Source organism: Actinomadura pelletieri DSM 43383 (assembly GCF_003634705.1).
Lineage (GTDB): Bacteria > Actinomycetota > Actinomycetes > Streptosporangiales > Streptosporangiaceae > Spirillospora > Spirillospora pelletieri.
In genome coordinates this window covers 45,417-65,159 of record NZ_RBWU01000008.1, presented here as the reverse complement: position 1 = coordinate 65,159, position 19,743 = coordinate 45,417, and the positions used below count along the sequence as shown (strand labels likewise).

Annotated in this window: 16 protein-coding genes and 2 CRISPR repeat arrays; of the genes, 1 reads left to right on the top strand and 15 read right to left on the bottom strand. The window is 67.5% G+C overall.

Features of this window, described 5'->3' with window-relative positions:
* Positions 1 to 142 precede the first annotated feature (142 nt).
* A complete protein-coding gene (locus BZB76_RS31240; RefSeq protein ID WP_121438342.1) occupies positions 143 to 295 on the bottom strand; it encodes an FxLD family lanthipeptide in 153 nt (50 codons plus the stop codon).
* A 123-nt stretch (positions 296 to 418) separates the two neighbouring features.
* On the opposite strand from BZB76_RS31240, the gene BZB76_RS31235 reads away from it, so the two are divergent.
* Positions 419 to 1,795, top strand: coding sequence for an NsdA family TPR-like regulatory protein (locus tag BZB76_RS31235; protein ID WP_121438041.1), 1,377 nt, complete (start codon positions 419 to 421; stop codon positions 1,793 to 1,795).
* A gap of 1,133 nt (positions 1,796 to 2,928) precedes the next feature.
* Positions 2,929 to 3,691: a CRISPR direct-repeat array (repeat unit 29 nt; unit sequence CGGTTCACCCCCACGGGCGTGGGGAGCAG).
* Between the two features lie 112 nt (positions 3,692 to 3,803).
* On the opposite strand, the gene cas2e is transcribed toward BZB76_RS31235, so the two are convergent.
* The 14 genes from cas2e to BZB76_RS31165 all read right to left on the bottom strand — a co-directional run bounded on the left by cas2e (position 3,804) and on the right by BZB76_RS31165 (position 19,739).
* A complete protein-coding gene (cas2e, locus tag BZB76_RS31230) occupies positions 3,804 to 4,127 on the bottom strand; it encodes a type I-E CRISPR-associated endoribonuclease Cas2e (protein WP_121438040.1) in 324 nt (107 codons plus the stop codon).
* The gene (gene cas1e, locus BZB76_RS31225) at positions 4,115 to 5,095 is read right to left on the bottom strand and encodes a type I-E CRISPR-associated endonuclease Cas1e (protein WP_121438039.1); all 981 of its coding nucleotides are present in this window, start codon (positions 5,093 to 5,095) and stop codon (positions 4,115 to 4,117) included. The genes cas2e and cas1e overlap by 13 nt, the downstream gene beginning before the upstream one ends.
* Complete coding sequence (cas6e, locus tag BZB76_RS31220; protein WP_121438038.1) at positions 5,092 to 5,727, bottom strand: type I-E CRISPR-associated protein Cas6/Cse3/CasE; 636 nt, start codon at positions 5,725 to 5,727, stop codon at positions 5,092 to 5,094. The genes cas1e and cas6e overlap by 4 nt, the downstream gene beginning before the upstream one ends.
* Positions 5,724 to 6,473, bottom strand: a complete 750-nt coding sequence (gene cas5e, locus BZB76_RS31215; protein ID WP_246007357.1) for a type I-E CRISPR-associated protein Cas5/CasD — start codon at positions 6,471 to 6,473, stop codon at positions 5,724 to 5,726. The genes cas6e and cas5e overlap by 4 nt, the downstream gene beginning before the upstream one ends.
* Positions 6,473 to 7,627 (bottom strand): type I-E CRISPR-associated protein Cas7/Cse4/CasC, encoded by a 1,155-nt coding sequence (cas7e, locus tag BZB76_RS31210; protein WP_121438036.1) that lies wholly within the window; start codon positions 7,625 to 7,627, stop codon positions 6,473 to 6,475. Before cas7e ends, cas5e begins: the two co-directional genes overlap by 1 nt.
* On the bottom strand, positions 7,624 to 8,283 hold the full coding sequence (gene casB, locus BZB76_RS31205) for a type I-E CRISPR-associated protein Cse2/CasB (RefSeq protein WP_121438035.1): 660 nt from the start codon (positions 8,281 to 8,283) through the stop codon (positions 7,624 to 7,626). The genes cas7e and casB overlap by 4 nt, the downstream gene beginning before the upstream one ends.
* On the bottom strand, positions 8,280 to 9,824 hold the full coding sequence (gene casA / locus BZB76_RS31200; protein ID WP_121438034.1) for a type I-E CRISPR-associated protein Cse1/CasA: 1,545 nt from the start codon (positions 9,822 to 9,824) through the stop codon (positions 8,280 to 8,282). Before casA ends, casB begins: the two co-directional genes overlap by 4 nt.
* Positions 9,825 to 10,008: 184 nt before the next feature.
* Positions 10,009 to 12,798, bottom strand: coding sequence for a CRISPR-associated helicase Cas3' (gene cas3 / locus BZB76_RS31195; protein ID WP_121438033.1), 2,790 nt, complete (start codon positions 12,796 to 12,798; stop codon positions 10,009 to 10,011).
* Positions 12,799 to 12,974: 176 nt separating this feature from the next.
* Positions 12,975 to 13,610: a CRISPR direct-repeat array (repeat unit 29 nt; unit sequence GTGCTCCCCACGCCCGTGGGGGTGGTCCG).
* Positions 13,611 to 13,614: 4 nt separating this feature from the next.
* Positions 13,615 to 14,121 carry a tyrosine-type recombinase/integrase gene (locus tag BZB76_RS31190; protein ID WP_121438032.1) on the bottom strand — a complete coding sequence of 169 codons (507 nt, stop codon included), beginning with the start codon at positions 14,119 to 14,121 and terminating at the stop codon, positions 13,615 to 13,617.
* 214 nt (positions 14,122 to 14,335) lie between these two features.
* Entirely contained in the window at positions 14,336 to 15,523 is a 1,188-nt protein-coding gene (locus tag BZB76_RS31185; RefSeq protein WP_170180847.1) for an FUSC family protein, read from the bottom strand.
* A gap of 63 nt (positions 15,524 to 15,586) precedes the next feature.
* Entirely contained in the window at positions 15,587 to 17,176 is a 1,590-nt protein-coding gene (locus BZB76_RS31180; protein WP_211343288.1) for an FAD-dependent oxidoreductase, read from the bottom strand.
* Positions 17,160 to 17,585 (bottom strand): thioredoxin, encoded by a 426-nt coding sequence (trxA, locus tag BZB76_RS31175; protein ID WP_121438029.1) that lies wholly within the window; start codon positions 17,583 to 17,585, stop codon positions 17,160 to 17,162. Before trxA ends, BZB76_RS31180 begins: the two co-directional genes overlap by 17 nt.
* 40 nt (positions 17,586 to 17,625) lie before the next feature.
* Positions 17,626 to 18,075, bottom strand: a complete 450-nt coding sequence (locus BZB76_RS31170) for an Hsp20/alpha crystallin family protein (RefSeq protein ID WP_211343287.1) — start codon at positions 18,073 to 18,075, stop codon at positions 17,626 to 17,628.
* A gap of 89 nt (positions 18,076 to 18,164) precedes the next feature.
* Positions 18,165 to 19,739: a Na+/H+ antiporter gene (locus BZB76_RS31165; RefSeq protein WP_121438028.1), complete on the bottom strand. Its 1,575-nt coding sequence runs from the start codon at positions 19,737 to 19,739 to the stop codon at positions 18,165 to 18,167.
* Between the last annotated feature and the right edge of the window lie 4 nt (positions 19,740 to 19,743).

Genomic DNA, 19,743 nt, shown 5'->3' with positions numbered 1-19,743 from the left:
CAGCTGAGCGGCCCCGTCCGACACGATGATCGTCTCGACAGGTCGAACGCGGCGTCCGAGCCGTCACCGACGGTCGTCGTCGTGGTCATCGCCATGAGCCCTCCATGACATGGTGGAGCGGATCGTGCTCGGGATACAGAGATCAGTTGGCGGCGCTGGTGCAGGACTCCGGGCAGGTCGGATTGCAACCGTCGTCGGTCAGATTGACCTGCTCGGCGATCCCGTCCTGCTCGATCAGCTCAATGTCCAGGTCGAACGGTTGGGCCGCCGCGTCGGCGTTGAGACTGAGCGACATCGCGTCCTCCAAAAGGGGTCGGTTCACGCCAGTGAACCCGCTTCCACAGCAGGATTGGAGGGCTCAGACTGGACGGAAGGTTGAAAGTCCTGAAAGCCCGTACAAGGCTCCGGAGACGGCCTGATGACAGCCCGCACGCGCACGCCGAACACCGCCCTCGCCGGGCTCATCGCCGAGGCTCACTGGAGTAACGGGAACCTCGCCCGTGCCGTCAACCGGCTCGGTGAAGAAGCCGGACTCCAACTCAACTACGACGACAGCGCCGTCTGCCATTGGCTGTCGGGCACCATGCCGCGCCCAGCCGTCCGGCCGCTGGTCTGTGAGGCGTTCGCACGGCGCCTGCACCGACCCATCACCCTCGCCGACGCCGGGCTGGGGCCCGCCGACCTGCCGTCCGGGCCCTCCAGGTTCGGCGGCGGCACGGATATCGTGGCCAGACTGATCGATCTTGGGAGCGCCGACATGGACCCGACGCGGCGAGCACTGCTGGGACTGGGCCTGTACTCAGCCGCGCTGACCATCCCGGGCTGGCCAGAGGTGTCCCAGCGGTTCGAGCGACTACGCCGCGACCCGCACACCCGCATCGGTCAACAAGACGTCGACGGCGTCCGCGCGATGACCGATCACCTGTCGAGCCTGGACGACCAGTTCGGCGGCAGGGCCGTCCGCCCGATGGCCGCTGCGTTCATGGTCAACACCATCGCCCCCTACCTGCGTGCCGAGGCACGTGAGAGCATCCGGAATCAGATGCTGTCGGCGGCGTCCGACCACTGCTACCTCACCGGCTACATGGCCGCCGACGAAGGCGTTGCAGGTCTCGCCCAGCACTACTACCTGCAAGCCATCGAACTCGCCGGGCACGCCGACGACCACCTGACCTACTGCACCACGCTGCGCGGCATGTCCGTCCAAGCCGTCGACGTCCGCGACAGCGCCACCGCGGTCCAACTCGCCGACGCCGCCGCAGCCGCCTCACCGAAGGCCGGCCCACGAATGCTGGCATTCCTAGCCGGACAACAGGCTCACGCCTCTGCCCAAAACGGCGACCGCGCCCAGGCCCTCCGCAAACTCCGCGAGGCCGAAGCCGCCCTAGACCGCGCAGAATCCCGCGCCAAGGCACTGGGCTCCTACGACCCCGCCGCGATGAGCTACCACATATCCCAGGTCCACTACGAGCTCGGTGACCTGGAAAACTCGATCACCGCGATGGAGCAGTCCGACCGGATCCGTCCGCCCGTCTACCGGCGCATCCGAATCCGCAACCTCGGCACACTGGCCGAACGCAAACTCGCCGCGGGCCGGCTCGAAGAAGCCTGCCGCGACTGGGAACGCATGCTCAACGACTACCCTGCCGTCCAATCCGGCTGGTGCGACCGCCGCTACCAGACCATGATGGCCGAACTGCGCCGCCACCAACACAACCCACGAGCACGTGACCTCTACGAACAAGGCCAGACCCACCGCAACCACGCCTCCCGGCGCACCGGTGCGGACAGATAACAGCGCGAAATACCTAGACACACACGTAATCAAATAGGACGAGTCCGCCGCAGACAGACTGGCGACTTGGCGTCGGCCCTGCGATCGTGGGTGAGCGCGGTCCTAGACCCGGCCCGGCGCCGCCCCCACCTGACTGCCGGCACTCCGCCATACTGGCCCACCTCTACGGCGCGGAAATACTTCCGCGCCACGTTGGACGGGCGGGGACCGGGTCGTGTTGCCAGGTCGTTTTCGCCTTCCTTGGCGCAGGCCTACGCGGTAAAGTTGAGATCTCGGAATTTGAGCCGTGGTCGTGTGTTTAGCGGCCGGATTCCCGCCATGACGAAGTCATTCCGTCGCAACTGAAGGCTCTTTCGCATCACGCGACGGTGACTCAGCAACGCTTGCATGGGATGGAACCGCGGCCACGATTCACCCTCACGGGTGCCGGGAGCCGACGGCGCAGGTGGATCAGGCGCTGCGAGACACTGGTTCACCCGGGCGTGGAAAGCAGGCGACCCGAACCAAACCGAGCCGCGTCGTCTACCGGTTCACCCCCACAGGCGTGGGGAGCAGGGCCGCGGCTTCGGCTTGCTCGGCGAGCTGGGCGGTTCACCCCCACGGACGTGGGGAGCAGACGTCCTCGACCACCGTCCGGGCTCCCGTCCGCGGTTCACCCCCACGGGCGTGGGGAGCAGTTCACCGCCGCAATCCCGCTCATGATCGAAACCGGTTCACCCCCACGGGCGTGGGGAGCAGGCCCACGCTTCGGGAGGCGCTTCGGCCCGGACCGGTTCACCCCCCGGGCGTGGGGAGCAGTCGGGCTGCTCACTTGCCGGGTCGAGCCAGAGCGGTTCACCCCCACGGGCGTGTGGAGCAGTTCGCCTTCGTCGGGTACGGCTCCCGCTTCTCCGGTTCACCCCCACGGGCGTGGGGAGCAGGGTCCCGGCCAGCGGCATCAGCCCGCCGTAGGCGGTTCACCCCCACGGGCGTGGGGAGCAGAACTGCTGCTCGTCCTCGGCGGTCAGAGTGTCCGGTTCACCCCCACGGGCGTGGGGAGCAGGCTCACACCCCCGCGTAGGTCTCGGACCGCGGCGGTTCACCCCCACGGCGTGGGGAGCATGGGCGCCGCGCACGTCGGCGAGCGGGCCCCGGCGGTTCACCCCCACGGGCGTGGGGAGCAGTGGGTGCGTAGGGCGGCCTGCCACTGCCTCACCGGTTCACCCCCACGGGCGTGGGGAGCAGGACGGCCGAGGATGGGACGACATCGGGTACAACGGTTCACCCCCACGGGCGTGGGGAGCAGACTCAGGGATTGGCGGACTGGCTACGCGCGATCGGTTCACCCCCACGGGCGTGGGGAGCAGGACGAGCGCCAGGACGAGCGTGAGGACGGGGACTGGTTCACCCCCACGGGCGTGGGGAGCAACTCGGACGCGTGGTCAAGGAAGGGCGAGACACCGGTTCACCCCCACGGGCGTGGGGAGCAGCAAAGCCCACCTTGGGACGCGGCCTCTGGCCGCGGTTCACCCCCACGGGCGTGGGGAGCAGCTCCCGCCGACGTCGACCGGTACCTGCGCAGGCGGTTCACCCCCACGGGCGTGGGGAGCAGTTGGTGACGGTGAGGCCGAGCTCCATCGCCAACGGTTCACCCCCACGGGCGTGGGGAGCAGGGCTTGTTGCAGATCACGCACGGTTCCGGCGTCGGTTCACCCCCACGGGCGTGGGGAGCAGTTGCCCGGTCGGCGGTGGGTTCTCTTCAGCGGGGGTTCACCCCCACGGGCGTGGGGAGCAGGGCCCGCAAGTTGGGGGCGATGCTGTCATGAGCGGTTCACCCCCACGGGCGTGGGGAGCAGCAGGGGCTCCCCCGACACGAACAACTCGTGTGCGGTTCACCCCCACGGGCGTGGGGAGCAGGCTTCGCGACCTGCGGTTTCACAAAGGCACTTGGAGTTCGTGACTGCCTCCTCGGGGTGCCTGGTTCCTGGGGAGTCTGGTCATTGGTGTGTTGGTTCGCGGGGCCGGGTGGCTATGTCGGTTCTGTTGGGGCTGTCGGGTCTTCGGTGTCTTGGGGGAGGAACCGGACGAGTTGGAGACCGTCGAAGTCGGCGATGCGGCGGCGGCGTTCTCCGGCGGTTCGGATGGTGAAGCCTTGTTCGGTCGTCGCTGGGTGGACGAGGACGGCAGCGCCTTCACCAACCGCTTCGCTAACGGCCTCCCAGAGTTTGTCGCGAACGCGGGCGGAGACTGTGCCGACGTAGAGGCCGGGGGCCGGTTCGGTGAGCCAGCGGGTGAGGGAGCCGCGGACGTAGTCGGGCACGGCCGTCGTGGAGAGGACGATCATTGTTCCCATGGGTCGTCTCCGGGTGTGACGGTGTCCGCGTAGTTCATGCCCGCTGGTAACTGGCCAGCGTGCGGGTCCCATAGATGGGTGATGTCGCCCGTGCGGTCGGTGGTCTCGCTGGCAACCGAGGGGTCCAGGACTTGCTGTATAGCGGTGATAATGCCCGGCATGAGCTTGAGGAGGCGGAACTCCTCGCGCAGTGCTCGGCGGGCCTCGCGCTCCGGATTTGATGCTGCGTGCAGCGAGAAAGCGAGCGGGACGGTGACCTGCATCTTGAAGAGGTCGGCGATGTCGTAGACAAAGGCCATTTGTGTGCCGCTGTGGATGAAGCCGAGGGCGGGCGAGCAACCGAGCGCGAGAACCGCCGCGTGGACGACGCCGTACATGCAAGAGTTGGCTGCTGAGAGGGCGAGGTTCACTGGATCCTGGCTGTCCCACGCTGACGGATCGTAGTTCCGTCGGAAACGCTTGATTCCGTACTTCTGCGCCAGGATGCGGTAGAGCGCCTTGACCCGCTGGCCTTCCATGCCGCGCAGCCGAGCGAGCGAGGCGCTTTCTCCGGGTGCACCGAAACGGTAGGTGTACATTCGCGTCGCGACGGCAAGGCGCTGGTCGTCGTTGGCCCATGCCCGTGCCTGACGCTCCAGCCATGTGGTGGTGAGCGACGCCGGCAGAATGCCCGCGTAGCTGCGGACGCCTCCCGCGCCGACGGCCACAAGGCTCGTGCCGTTCCGCGCGAGACTCGCAAGCGCCGGTTGAGTGATCGAAGTTCCTGGGCCGAGCAGGACGCAACTCAGCGCGGCGGCGGGCAGGTAGACCCGTTCTGTGCCGCGCGGCGATTCGACCTGAGCGCAGATTCCGAGGTCATCCTGGACGATACGGACCGTTTCCAGGTAGAGGAACGACAGCGAGTCGGCGATGCGGGGCAGCATCGCGAGTGTCGGCGTGCCGAGGTCGCGGCGGGCGCGGATGCTCATTGTGAGCCCGCCGGGACAATGCTGAGCATCCCACAGCCGTGGGACTTTCCTCGTCCGATGCCTTCCAGGATGGCTGTGCGCAGTGCGTCGGGGGCTGTGACGATCGCGATGCCGTCGAAGCGGCGGGCCGCGTGCAGGATGGGACGGTCGTCTTTGCGGCCGACGAGGTCGGGGAGGGATGTGGTCGTGGCGGTCCGCAGCGCGAGTCCGACTCGTGCGGCGCGGTCGCTCCACCACTGGTCCGCCGCGGCGCCGGTCAGCGCCGCGAGTTTGCCCTGGTGCGGCGACGTCCGGCCGTGCCGCTTGGTCGGATTGGCGACCAAGCGGTACCGGACGACCAGTCCGGTGTCCAGGAGTTTTAGCAGCGGGTCGAGACTTGTCACAGCGACCGTGCCGTAACCGGCGGGCAGTTTGTCGTCGGTGGGGCGGCGGGTGGTCTGGACGAGGAACCGCGTTTCGGTGCGGGACTGCTCGAGCCGATAGAGCACGCCGGCCTCGCGGCGGGCTTCGGCGCCGAGCCCATCGGGGACGAGCGACATCACCCGACGGTGCGCGCGGGCGGCGTCACCGATGTCGCGGCGCGCGGCCTGGTGACGAAGGTCAAGCGAGATCTGGGTCAGCCAGACGGTCACCGGGCCTCCTGAATGTATTCGATCAGTGCGTCGTGGTAGGCGTTGGTGGCTTTTGACCACAGTTCCGCCGGGACGGGTCGCGGAGCGATCGAGACCGTTCTGGTTCGGAACTTGCGTTCAAGGCGGGAGAAGGTCTGCGGCACGTCGGTGAGTTCCGCGACCGATTCAGCGTCACCGCGGCTTCCTTCGGTGACGAAGTCGAGTTCGTATGGGGTGTCCGGCCGGGGTGGGCGGCGGGCTACGGGCACGCGGGTCAGCAGATGCACGACGGGGTCGTCGACATCGCCGTTCAGCAGGAGCGGCTGGTCCGGCGGGCATGATCGGCGACCGAGGTACACAGGCCAGTACGGTGATTCCAGGGCGCGTGCGATGGCATCGGTACGTTCGCTGGGGCCCTCGACAGCGACGACGAAGACCGCGTCCGAACAGTAGTAGCGGTGGGTCAGAATCGTCTCGGACCCGGGTTGCCGCCGCTTGCCTTCTGCGGTGGGCACGGTGAGTTCTCGTGGGTATCCGCCGCCGATGGTGTGGTAGTCCCGCATGATGATGCCGGGCCGGTCGATCCGGATGGTCAGCCGCAGGCTGTCGTAGTCGTCCAGCGGCGTGCCGCGTGGGCGTCCCTCTGCGGCGGCGAATATTCCGATCAACCCGGATCGAGTGGGGAATCGGAGGGTGTCCCGGTGGCCGAACACGCTGTGTTCGCCCCATGATTGCAGTGGACCGGCCAGGCGTAGGAGTAGTCCCATCACGCCTGCGCTTCGGGGAAGGCGGCTCCAACCGCTGACGTGATCAGTTCGGGGTAGGAGTCGACCGCGGTGCCGAGCCCGGTGAGCGGCTTGTCCTCCACGCCGGCGTAGCCGTCGAAGACGATTCCGCTGGTTCCCCACAGTCGGCGAATCTTGGTGCTGTGGTCGGCGAGTCGGCGGAAGGACGGAGCCGCCCAGCCGTCCGACTCGGCGCGGACCGGGCTTTCGAACGCGGGAGCCAGTGAGATCGGCCGGTCGGACCGCACCGCCAGGTACGCCAGGTCGGGCAGAGTGTTCGCGGCGGTGGAGTTCTGCTTGCCACTGGGGAGTGCGGACAGAAATGCGGTCAAGAACGCGCTGGTGAGTCGGGCGGCATAGGTGTGGTCAGCCGCCGATGTGCCGGACGCTTGGGGGCCTGCCAGACCGCGCATCAGCCCGGTGATGTCGAGGCAGGCGTAGCGGTAGAAGACGCCCGCGCTGAACTCGGCGCTGTTCATGTGGCCGCTGCCGTGCTGGTCGGCCTGGTTGAGGTCGTCGACGGCGGTGAAGAAGTCGATCTCCGGGTCGGTGCCGTGGGTGGTGAACGCGTGGGCGAACTGAACGTTGCCGTCGACGCCGGCGCCGGGAATTTCGGCGAGCATGCGGCCGAACAGATTGATGCTGGCGTTCCGCTCGGTGATGAGTTCGTGAAGTCGGGCCTTGGGCAGGGCGGCTGCGGGTTTCTTGGTGCCCGCCTCGGCGGCGATCGCGTCCCGGTACTCCTCGGCGAGGTCGGCGAGCTCGTCCAAAGCGCTGGTCGGCAGGTAGAACAAGGCGGCGCTGCTGCCGTCCTTCTCGTACTTGAGACCTGTCTCTTTCTCACCTGCCGAGCGCAGGATCTGCTTGCCTGCGGCGTCTGCGAGTTCCTTCGGCCAGCCGCGTTTCTGGAGGCGCTCGCTGACGTGGCCGGGCACTCGCCGGGTCCGGGCGGCGGGCTCACCAAGGTCGTCTTCGACCATCAACCGCACCGGACGCTTCCACGCCTGGCTGGACACGCGCGTACGCGGTGTCCCCCCGTAGACCAGGGTCTTCGGCGAACCGAGATCATCGCGGTTCACGTTGCTGTAGGGAAGTGTCTGGAGGATGTGGACGTCCAGGTACTTGGGGGTCTTCATCGGCCCTCGCTCTCATCGATCGGTGGGGGGGTCTCATCGGTCGGCTTCAGCCGGAAGTAGGTGCGGTAGTAGTCCTGCAGCCATTCCTTGGCGACGTAGTCCGCATCGGTGCCCCAACGGGACAGGTCGACAGTGAGCCGCGACCAGTCGACCGGCACGCGGATCGCCTTCAACTGGGAGACCAGGCGGGGCAACTGGCGGTGGAGCCCGTCGATCCGCTGGCGGCAGAGCAGGTGCAGGCGAGCCTCGACCGTGTCGAACTTCAGCGGCGAACCCGGCAGCGCCACGGCCCGCCCGAGTGTCGCGCCGAGGTTCCATGACTCCGGCGCTTTGACGCCGGTTGCGGCGTCCAGCTCATCAGCCGTTTCACCGTTCGGGACGTCGTCGTCCGAATCGTCCTGCGGAGACTGGCGGGGCTGCGCCGCGATCAGTGCCGCCACCGCGTAGAAGGCTCGTTCCACGGCCTCGTCGCTCTCCGGTGGAATGTGGCGGGCGACGAGCGCGATTGCGTGCCGAGACTGCGGGTGTTCGGGAGCCCGCCCGACCGAACGACGCAGGGCCGCTCTGTTTCCGGGACTCCTGGCGATTTGTTCACTGACGCTCTCGACGAGTCTGTCCGCAGCAGCGGAGACTCGCCTTCTCTCTTCCAACTTCATGATTCGTCCCTCGGAGTGGACTCGTTGAGCGCTCGGTAGATGAAGCCGCGAGCGCGTTCGATGGAGCGCTTGGCGCGCGGACGATGCGCGGCGGGCTCGGTGACCTCGTCGAACACCGCGGTTGCGGTGTTGACGAAACTGCGTGCCGCGTCCTCGAAGTCGCGGTGTCGGAGGCGGCGCCAGAAGACCGCCTCGGCCCGCGGCCAGTAGCGTCCGGCGGCGGCCCCGGGCCAAGGGCCCTGCCCGATGTCGCTCTCGCGGCGGACCGGGCGGCCGTCGCCGTTGGACGGATCGTTGATCGCTATCCAGGCATTGCGCAAGGCTCGTTGGAGGTGCCATTCAGCGCGTTCCGCGGCGTCCCGCGCCCGACTGAGCGCACCTGCGGTCTCGTGATCGCCGATCAGGGTACCGAGCACCGCCGGGGTCGTCGCGGCGAACCATTGCTGGTCACGCGTCTGACCGTCCTGGTGAAAGCCGTAGGCGCGGACCCGGAGCGCGTCACGGATGTCGAACGGCAGGCACTCTGCGGCGTCTCCGAAGACGGCGGGCCGTTTGCTCCTGCCTCCGCGGACACCGACATCGTTGAGGAGAAGAGCGTCCAGATCGCGCCACAGGGCACGCGCCAAGTCGGCGCGGCGCGGGTAAAACTCGCCCTCGTTGTTCGCCTGGTAGATGAGATACGGATCGTTGACCATCGGGTGCGGTTGGCGCCACCCCCACGTGAAGTAGGCATTGACGACCTTCGTCCGGTCGGGGTCTGGTTCCAGAAGCAGGGCGTGCCGGAACAACCCGGTGAGGACGCCGCCGACTCCGACGGGACTTGGAGGGACGCCGAGAGGGTCGGGCAACTCGTCGTACTCCCAGGGCGCGCGGTCGTCACCGCTCGCGCGTCCAAGAAACGGGATTCCGATAACGAGCGACTCGAACAGGTTCCGGCCCAACGGATGGAAGGAGACCACCCGCCGCAACGGTCCAGCGGTCGTGTTCGCGTACTTCTTGCCGTTGACGGTTCGGGCCGTGCAGCGTCCCGACGGCCCGTTAAAGAGTTGCGCGACGAGGTGGAACAGGGCCGTCGTCAGGTCGAGTGGTCCGGCTTCACCGTCGTGGTGGTGGTCGAGCCAGACCTGGTTGTTTCCGGCCGGGCGCTCCAGTGTCAGCTTGTTGATGCCTGACCGGCTATCGCACTCGGTCGCCAGCCGGGGGTCCTGAAGCCATGGCCGCTCGGGATGGAACAGGTTGAAGCGGTCGCGGTAGCGGTCGAAGTACGCGGTCACGGCGTCAGGGTCGAAGGCGCCCTGGTCGAGTACGGCGTCCCGCCGGTCGAACCACTCGTTGGCGCCGTCGTCCTGTCTGTCTAGCCCGGTGATGCGCGCTGCGAGGACCGTTAGGATGCGCCGGAAGCCCGCCGCCGCGGGCGGCATCGGTATATCAATGTCGAGCAGTTCGTGCGCGCGGGTCATCAGTTCCCGCAGACCAACACCACCGGACGGGTAGACCGGGATCAGTCCATCGGTGGCCAGGTCAGACCCGGTAGGGGGCATGACGTCCTTTCGAGAGTCTCGGTACAACGAGGCGACGAAATTCCCCACGACAGTGGGGGTGATCCGGTTGCGGTGGGCCGACGGGCAGCAGCTAGGTCAAGTTCCCCACGACAGTGGGGGTTGCAGGCAGAGCACCGAACACGGCAAGCTTCCTAAGAAGGTTGCTGTGGGCCGTCGTTCTGCGTCATCGGCACGCTAGACGCACGAGCCCCAGTTGTGGCGACAGAACGAAGGAATTGTTTCCGAACTCGGCTGGCCGTATTCGGCCATCGCCGTCAACGGGATGTCTCAGCAAGAGGACATCGCGCAGATGGGCGTTCTCACGCCAGGCGACCAAGTGCGGGTCCTTTGGGTCTGGTCCTCGCACCCACGCGGCAGGAACAGGGATCATCCGGGCGAGGAGCATCCGTACTTCGGCCTTGGTGAACCGTCCTTTGTCCAGGCTCCCCCGCACAGGGAGTTCGTCCCTCAGAGAAGGATCAAGGAACAACCTTCCGGATGGGGCCTGGTAACAGCAGATGATCCGCGCCGAATCGGCGCCGAGCCTGGTCCGGATGACCTCCTCGTCAATGTCCGAACTCGTCAGCGCATGAAGACTGGTGACGTCCGCGGGCTCCGGAATGGTGACCTGTTGCGATATGAACGTCTTGACCTGCTCGTCGGCGATGCGCTCAACATCGTCATCGGCCATCTGACTGTTCGGGTCGAGGAAGTCTTCATCGTAGACGGCATCGACCAGTGGCTGAACATCGTCGGGGATCCGGATCGGCGCCGTTGCGAGCTTTGCTAGCTCTTCCCTCGTACGGCGCAAGAGGGCGGCAGGATAGACGAACGGCCACGAATCCGGCACGGCGGGACGCCCACCCGCCGAAACCGGCGACAGGACCGCCAGCCGGGCCCGTGATACCCAACTGGGACGGGGATTGTGCGGATGCCGCCAGCACCGGCCAGCACGTTGCAAGAGCAACGCTATCGGCGCCAGGTCGCTGATGAGAAAGTCGAAATCCAGGTCGATGGATTGCTCCACAACCTGAGTCGCGACGAGAATCGCGGCGGTCGTCGGGCGTTTTCCGCTCGCCTTCCCCATCTTACCGAAAGATTCTACGACCGTCCGGGTGATTTCGGCACGCTCTTCCGCAGGGAACCGAGAGTGCAATAGTTGAAGCTGTGGCCGCCGTGTGCCATCAGCAAAGCTCTTGCCCAGCCAATCCTGAAGATCCTCGAAAGTCTGCTGCGCCTCGGCGACGGTGTTGCAGATGATCCCCACGCAACCTGAGTTCGTCTCGACCAGCGGCTTCAGGAGCTCTCGGAGAAAGGAACTGCGCTCGGCTCGGCCGTCCTTCCCGATGGGAACTTCGTGAAGCTCGACGTCCAGCGACCGCGATTCGGTGTCCAACGCCCTGGACGTGACCCGCCCGCTCCCAGCGTCCGCATACAACCACCCTGGATAACCAGCGGTCACCTCGATCGGCGAGCGGTGACCTGCGCCGAGAAGGTAAGCCTCGACCAATCGGTGGCCGATCTGCCGTGGAAGCGTGGCCGACAAAAGGACGACCGGTACGCCCAGCCTCCCGAGCCAGGTCAGCAGACGACGCAAGAGCCCCTGCATATAGGCGTCGTAGGCGTGGACCTCGTCGATGATGATGACCTTGCCTGATAAGCCCATCATTCTCAGCATGTTGTGCTTACCGCACAGCGCGGCGAGCAGAGCCTGGTCGATCGTGCCCACAGAGAAGGGGGCCAGTACTCCCCGGTTCCGCGCCTGGAGCCAGTCCGTGGCAGCAGTCCACGCCCCACGTGCGCCCTCCCCCGTCAAGATCTCGGCATCGGGCTCGCCGCTCGGCGGGACGTCTCGCGAATACACCGGATTCAGCCACGCCATGCTGTGCAACAGCGTCAACGGCGCCGGGTCGATCGCACGGCGCAGCCCGTACTCCATCACGCGCTCGTAGATCTGATCGGCCGTCGCCATCGTCGGAAGCCCCACGAAGATCCCGGGCACACCACAGGCCTCACCCATGACCCGAGCCGAGTGCAACGCGATCTCCGTCTTGCCATCCCCCATGGGCGCAGTGATCAAAAGCAGGCCAGGACGCTCACCAACCAGCGCGGGAAGCGCGTCGGCCAGCGACCGCTGGAGGTAGTTCGGGTTGAACGGGAACTCGTCCTCGAACGTGCCGGGTTGAAGCCTGAGCCGGCCCAGGCCCGCCTCCTTCAGCAACCCCGGTACCTGGCGCGTACTCTCCACCAGATGCGCCTTCAGAGAAGCCGCATCGTTCGCGTTCGGTCGCGCCTTGAGCCGCCCTTTGACGAAGAAGTCCTGGCTGACCAGCCAGTCCGCCAGAACCACGAGCCCGCACACCAACCCGGCAACGTCAGCGTCCATACGCTTTTCCGGTGGCTCTGGCTCCCCGAGAACAGAATGGACCGCACCGAGCAGGGCTTGACGCTGCTGCTCCCACTTACCGCCTCCCAGCGACGGGAAGTACACCAGCGGGTCACTCATATCCCGCTTCAACTCGAAGAACCGCCCATGATGCCCACCAAGGAGTTGCGCAACCATGAACGCCTCATCACGCAAGCTCCGCGCGCGGTAACCGACCTGCCGCAAAGCGGGCCCGAGCCACTGATGCACGGCCTGGTCGTGACGAATCCGCTCCCTGGGAACATCCGGATACCCCACCAACTCGGGGAACGCATCATCCGCCAGAGCCTGGAAGGTAAAGGTGACCTTCCCGATGTCATGAAGCGCCGCCCAGAACATCAACACCCGCCGAGCACGCTCATCATCGACGCCGAGCCCCGCAGCGATGTGCCGTCGTCCGGCAGGACTGACATAGAGATCCCACAGCACACCCATCGCGGCAGCCGCGTCCAAAAGATGACACACCACCGGATAGGGACCCGGCAGACCACGACGCTTTCCCCACAGCGCCAGATCGACACCGGGGACCTCAAGCGGATTCCCCGTCATGACCTCATTCCCTCATAGCCCGTGACTCACGATAGACCGACCGTAGCGACGAGGACTGACAGTCCGGGACCACCAGCCGAGAGTAAGCTCCACCCATGCGGCGGCAGACGGCACAAGAGCCGAACAACCCGAAATATAAACTCCAAGCGCACTTGTGAACCCGCAGGTCACGAAGTGTGCTCCCCACGCCCGTGGGGGTGGTCCGGGTCCTCGTCTGCCTTCTGCGGATTTGAGATCGTGCTCCCCACGCCCGTGGGGGTGGTCCGGCCGGGAGTCAGCAGCTCCCGGCCTCTCACGCGTGCTCCCCACGCCCGTGGGGGTGGTCCGCCTAATCCCGGTGAGCTGATCATTACTCTCCGGTGCTCCCCACGCCCGTGGGGGTGGTCCGGTCCCGCTCTCACGGCTCGCCCTGTGCCGGTGGTGCTCCCCACGCCCGTGGGGTGGTCCGGAGTTCACCGACAAGGCCGCCGCGCGGGCCGAGTGCTCCCCACGCCCGTGGGGGTGGTCCGTTCGACTACCGCACCCTCGAAGTGAACAAGAAGTGCTCCCCAAGCCCGTGGGGGTGGTCCGGAGCAGAGACCAGCGACGGCTCGATCAGGTGTGCTCCCCACGCCCGTGGGGGTGGTCCGTACAGGTTCGGCGGCGACCAGACGGTCACCTAGTGCTCCCCACGCCCGTGGGGGTGGTCCGACGGCTCTTGGCAGGTCGTGGAGAGTGCGCACGTGCTCCCCACGCCCGTGGGGGTGGTCCGAGCAGCGGCAACGGACGATCGAGCGGCACATCGTGCTCCCCACGCCCGTGGGGGTGGTCCGATGACTAGTTGCTCGAACCCGGCGCCGATCCCCAGCCGTCCGCCGGTTCCTGCCAGCTTTCCGTTTGGTCGTCCCAGACCAGCCGCGGAAGGGTGATGTTCTCTCGACGCAGGTTGACAGCCTCCTCCGGGCGTAGGCCGGCGTAGTAGAGCACGGCGAAGAATGCGGCAAGGCGCGGGCCGCTCGGCTGCTGTCCCCGTACGGCCTTCAGCAGGCGCCGGGCCTGACCGTGGTTAACGACCGAGCGCCGGTCGACCTCGGGCGAGGCTTTCGGGGCCTTCCACTTGATGGCCTTGACGGGATTGCCCGAGAGCGCGTTCAACTCGACCGCGTATTCACAGGCGTTGTGGAGAATCGCGCGGTTGCGTTGGACGGTCGAGGGAGCGGCGAGCGACCCGTCAAGCAGCGTCGCCGCCCGGTCGAGGACGGCGCGCATCACCTTGGGGTCGGCCAGCGCCGATACAGGCTTGGTGTTGCGGGCAAGCCACTTGAGGGTCTGGGTGGACTCCACCTGGTTTGTTTCCCTGTTTGGTTGCCGGCTTGTGCCGGCTCTAGCCGTGTTGCCCTTGATTCGGTGACGGCCGCCGTGCCGACGAGCTGGCAGGCGTGGATAGGCACGCGGACATGATCGCTTAAGGCTTGAATTCGGTGGGCTTCACCCCAGTTGATTCGGTTTGGGTTGGTTGGGGCGTGACGAGGCGCGGCTTGTCGATGGTGGGTGTGGGTTAGGAGCGTGCTCGGCGGAGGTCGGTTCGTCGCCGGATCGGGCTGAGTGTGGCGGGGGGTGAAGGCTTGGGGATGCGGAGTCGGCGGCTCGGGCGCCTTGCCGCTCGGGTTCGTCGCCCGGATTCCAGTTCGCTTCTCAGGCGGTCCAGGTGGACGAGGAGTTCGCCATGGAGCGGCCAGTCGGGGCTGTCGGCCCGCAGCATCCCGGTCAGCTTGACGCAATCTTCCCTCGCGGTGTCCAGGTGGGAGGCGATCGGGTCCTCGAGGTCGGTGTCGCCTGTGGTGAACTGCTGCCGGCGCATCCGCCCGTAGGTGCCCAGCGCCGAGGCCAGATGCCTCGTGGTCGTGGCCAGCAGGACGCGGGTGTCGCTGTTGGACAGGGGGTCCTCGCGCCCCTGCTCGGGTTCGTTGGCGTGGTCGGCGAGGCAGCGGGCGAGACCGCGGATGGTGACTCCGCAGTGTTCCAGTGCGACCAGAGTCTCCCGCAACGCCACCATGGACCGCAGCATTCCGACGCCTTGCGGATTGAGGCGGACGCTTTCCTCGGCGTGTACGAGTTCGGCGTCCACGCGTTGGACTTCCCAGGTGAGGGAGCGGGCCCGGGAGAGCAATTCGTCGAAGATGCGTGGTTCGGGGCGTTCTTCGACCGCGTCGGCGATGGCGTGGAGGTGACGGGCCATGGTGTCGCTGAGGTCCTCCAGCGCCTCCTCGGCTGCTTGGATCTTGATGGGCGAGGTCAGCAGCCCGGCGATCAGGCCGGTGAGCGCGCCGACGAGGGTCTCCACTATCCGCCCCGTGGCCGCGGCGCCGGTTTCGAGGGCGAGGATGAGCATCGCGCTGATCGGCACCTCGAGGACGTAGTTGCCTAGCCGCATGACGAATCCGCAGATCAGTGCGGCCGTGATAGCCAGGCCCAGGCTCCACCAGCTGAATCCCAACACGCTCGACAGCAGTGCCGCGACCAACACGCCGACGACGACGCTGACGACGCGTTGCCAGACATGGTGAATGGTCTGGTACAGCGTGACCTGGACGACGAGGAGTGCGGTCAGAGGGGCGAGGACGGGTCTTGGGCTGGTAGCGGGTAGCCAGGACGCGAACTGGAACGCAAGAACCGCTGTCACGGCGAGGCGGGCGATCACGATGGTCGTCGGCTGTGTGCGCAGCCGCTTCAATCGCACCCGCACCGGCGTGACGGCAGTGCGTGCCGCCCCACGTAGCCGCTGGTCACCGTTCATTCCACGCCCACATCACCCCAGGCGCTCGAACGCCAGGTGGACGGCCATCGCTCCCTCTCCCACCGCGGAGGCGACCCGCTTGATCGAGCCGCTCCGCACATCACCCGCGGCCAGCACGCCGGGGAGATTGGTCTCCAGCGGCAGGGCCTGTGGGCCGCCGGTGCGCACATACCCTCTGTCATCGAGGTCGACCATGCCGGACAACCAGGCGACGCAGGGGTCGGATCCGATGAAGACGAACAATGCGCGCACCCCGAAGCGGCGGACCTCACCGGTCCGGTGGTTCTTGGTGACGACCTCCTCCAGGAGATCATGACCGCGCAGTTCACGGATCTCGGTGTGCGGGAACACTTCGATCTCGGGGCAGTGTTCGATCCTGTCGATCAGGTAGCGCGACATGTTCTCGCCGAGTTCTCCGCCCCGGACGAAGAGCAACACGCGCGTGGCGTACCGGGCCAGGAAGACGGCCGCCTGACCCGCCGAGTTGCCGCCACCGACGATGGCCACCGGTACGTGACGGCACTGGAGCGCCTCCACCTGGGTCGCCGCGAAGTACACGCCGGCGCCGTCGTAGTCGTCAAGGCGCGGGACGTCCAGCCGGCGGTAGCGGGCGCCGGTCGCGATGACGACCGTGCGGCCGGACACCTCACCGCCTCCGTCGAGATCGACGGTGTACCGGCCGTTGCCCGCGTGCAACCCCGTGGCGCCGCCGGGCACGTGCAGTCTCGCGCCGAACCTTCTGGCCTGGATGACCGCCCGTTCGGTCAGCTCCGCGCCCGAGATGCCGGCGGGGAAGCCGAGGTAGTTCTCGATCTTGGACGACTTCCCGGCCTGTCCCCCGGTCGCGATGGCATCGACGACCATCGTGTCCAGGCCGTCCGAGGAGCCGTACACGGCCGCGGCCAGCCCGGCGGGGCCCGCGCCGATGACGAGCATGTCGTGCGCCGAGGAGGACGGCGCCGACGGCGGCAGCCCGAGCAGCCGGTAAAGCTCGTCGTCTCCCGGATTGCGCAGCACCCGCTCACCGTTCAGGATCACGACGGGAGTTTCGGACGCCGGGACGCCGAGCTTCGTGAGAAGCGATTCGGCGTCCTCGTCGTCCTCGACGTCGATCCACCGGTGCGGCAGCCGGTTGCGGGCGGCGAAGTCGCGCAGGCGCAGGCAGCGGGGAGAGAAGCGCGAGCCGATGATCCGTAGCCCGGCGCCGTGCTCGATGAGCAGGGAGCGACGGATGAGAAACGCGCGCAGGACGAGGTCGCCGAACCAGGGCTCCCGTTCGGCCAGCTCGCGCAGGCATCGCGGCCGTACCGCGATCACCTCACCGGGGTCCTCGACGCGGGCGGTGAGGAACGTCGGTTGACCGGTCAGCAGGCCGAGCTCGCCGAGGAAGCGTCCCGGTCCGTGCACGCGGATGACCTCGCCCTTGTCGAGCATCGCCACCGTCCCGGCCACGAGCACGATGAAGTCGTGGTCACGGTCCCCTTCCGAGAAGAGGACTTCGCCGCGGCGGGTCGGGCGTCGTTCCCCGTATGCCGCGACCAGCCCGATCTGCTCCCGGTCGAGTCGAGGGTAGGCGCCGTACAGATCAGGTGTCTCTTCCAAGGGCTTCCTCCACCCACGTGCGGAGCGGACCGGCAGGTGCGGCGCCCGCTCTCCGGTCGATCACCTTCCCGTCGCGCATCAGCAGCAGCGTGGGAACGGCACGCACGGCGAAGCGCTCCCGGATCTTCGGTGCCCGGTCTATGTCGATCTTCACCAGTTTCAGCCGCCCCGCCATCTTGTGGGCGATGCGCTCCAGTGCCGGGCTGACCGTGCGGCACGGCGCGCACCAGGTCGCCCACAGGTCGACGAGGACCGGTACGGAGGAGCGCTCGGCGACCTCGGTGAAGTCCTCGTCTCCGGCGTCTGCGATCCACGGGAGCGGCCGGTGACATTTGCCGCAGACCGGTCCGCCGGCGGCGGCGCCCGGCACACGGTTCTTCGTGCCGCAGTGCTCGCAACGGACGATCATCGGTCCCTCCCGCGGATGCGGGGGAAATGCCCCGTACGGGTCAGCCCTTGACCTCGATGTGGCGGTCCTTCTCGGTCGTGGCCTTGGGGAGCGACACGGTGAGCACGCCGTCTGACAGTTTCGCGTCGATCCGCTCGGCATCGATGTCACCGGGCAGGTACACGCGGTACTCGAACCGGCCGGTGCGCCGCTGCTTGTGATGCCGCAGCCCGCGCCTCTCCCGCTCCTTGACCTCCCCCGTGATGGTCAACTCCCGGTCGTGGAGGGATACGTCGATCTCGTCCTTCTTCAGACCGGGAAGTTCGGTCTCGATCACGTAGGCGTCGTCGGTCTCGCTCACGTCCCCCGCAGGCGCCCAGGGCAGATCCGTGGCGGTACCGGCGAAGGCTGCGTTGACCAGTTGTTCCATCTGCTCGTAGAGGGGGTCGAAAGCCCTCGGCCTCGGGTTGAGCATCGTGTCGGCGGGGCGGCGGATGCTGGGCAGTGCCATCGTCTGAGCCTCTCGTTGGACGTTGTCTCAATGGGACGTTGCCCGCCCGGCCGGTCCGGCACATCCTCAGGGTTGACAGGTCCTCCCGGTCAGCCGACTTCCCGGATGTCGGGGTCCTCGAGATCGAGCCACCGGTCCACGGCCCGCATCACCTCTGCGCTGATCCTGCCTTCGGAGTAGAGTCGGCGCAGCTTCTCGCGCTGCGTTCGCACCAGTTCGCGGCGCAGGGCGAGGACGTCGGTGACCTCCTCGTCGAGGTCCTCGCCGGATTCGGTGCGGACCTGGTCCAGGAGGCTCTCGTACAGCCGGCGGAAGGTCCCGCCGGTGCGATCGTCGACCTCGCCGTTCTCGATGAGCTCGTCCAGCCGGGCGAGGGCGGCGTCCACCACGGCCTTCCGCGCCTCCTGGTACTCGATCCGGACGCGGTCGGACTCGGTCATGCCCAGCCGTCTCAGCAGGCCGGGCAGCGTGGTCGCATACCCGATCAGGGCGATGAACACGACGGCGCCGATCACGAAGAGCCGCTCGCCGCGCCGTTCCGGCGGCAGACCCGGCGCGGACACCGGCAGGGACAGCACGATCGCCAGTGAGATCGCGCCGCGCATACCGCTCCAGCCGATGACGAGCCGGTCGCGCCAGGGCAGATGGTCGAAGGCGAGGTGCCGGCCGGGCAGGTACCGGGAGAGCGGGAAGACGAACTGCGTCCAGGCGAGCCGCAGGGCCACGATGACGGCCGTGACCGCGACCGCGCCGAGGATCGCCGACGACCACGCCGCGCCGGTCAGCTGGCGCACGATGAGGCGGACCTCAAGGCCGAGCAGCACGAACAGCGCCGATTCGAGGAGGAAGACCAGCACCTGCCAGAACAGCTGTCCGGGCAGCCGGGACGCCGGCTGGAGCATGCCCTCTCCGCGGGTACCGAGGTAGAAGCCCGCGCAGACGGTGGCGAGCACCCCGGAGAAGCCGAGCTCGTCGGCCGGGACGAACGCGAGGTACGGCGTCAGCAGGCTCACGACGATCTGGCTGCCGGGATCGCGGATCCTGCGGCGGAGGCGGGACGCGACGAAACCCACCAGGAGGCCGTACGCCACACCGCCGGCGACGACCTCGGCCAGCCGCGCGATGCCGTGCCCGAGGGTGAAGGACGTCGTCAGCGCCTCGACGGCAAGCACGAAGGCGGTGAGCGCAACGGCGTCGTTGATGAGGTTCTCACCTTCGACGATGGTCACGAGCCGGCCCGGCGCGTTCAGCCGCTTCATGATCGAGATCGCGGCGACGGGGTCGGTGGGGGCGACGGCGGCACCGAGGGCGATGGCGGCCGCCCAGCTCAGGTCGGGCAGGATCCCCCGCAGGACCGCGGCGACGGCGAGGGTGGTCACCGTCGTCAGGCCGATTGCGAGCGCCGTGATCGGCACGGCGTCCGCCTTCGCCTCGCGAGGGGCGCTGAAGAACGCGGCGTAATAGACGAGCGGGGGCAGGAAGCCCAGCAGCACCACTTCCGGTGGTAGCGCGATCTCGGGCATGCCCGGCAGGAATGCCGCCGCCGCGCCGAGCACGACGAGAAGGATCGCGTCGGGCACTCCCATACGCGCGGCCAGGGCCCGGGAGAGCAGTACCACGACCGTGACGGCCAGGCCGACGATGAACAGGGACTCCGGACCCATGATC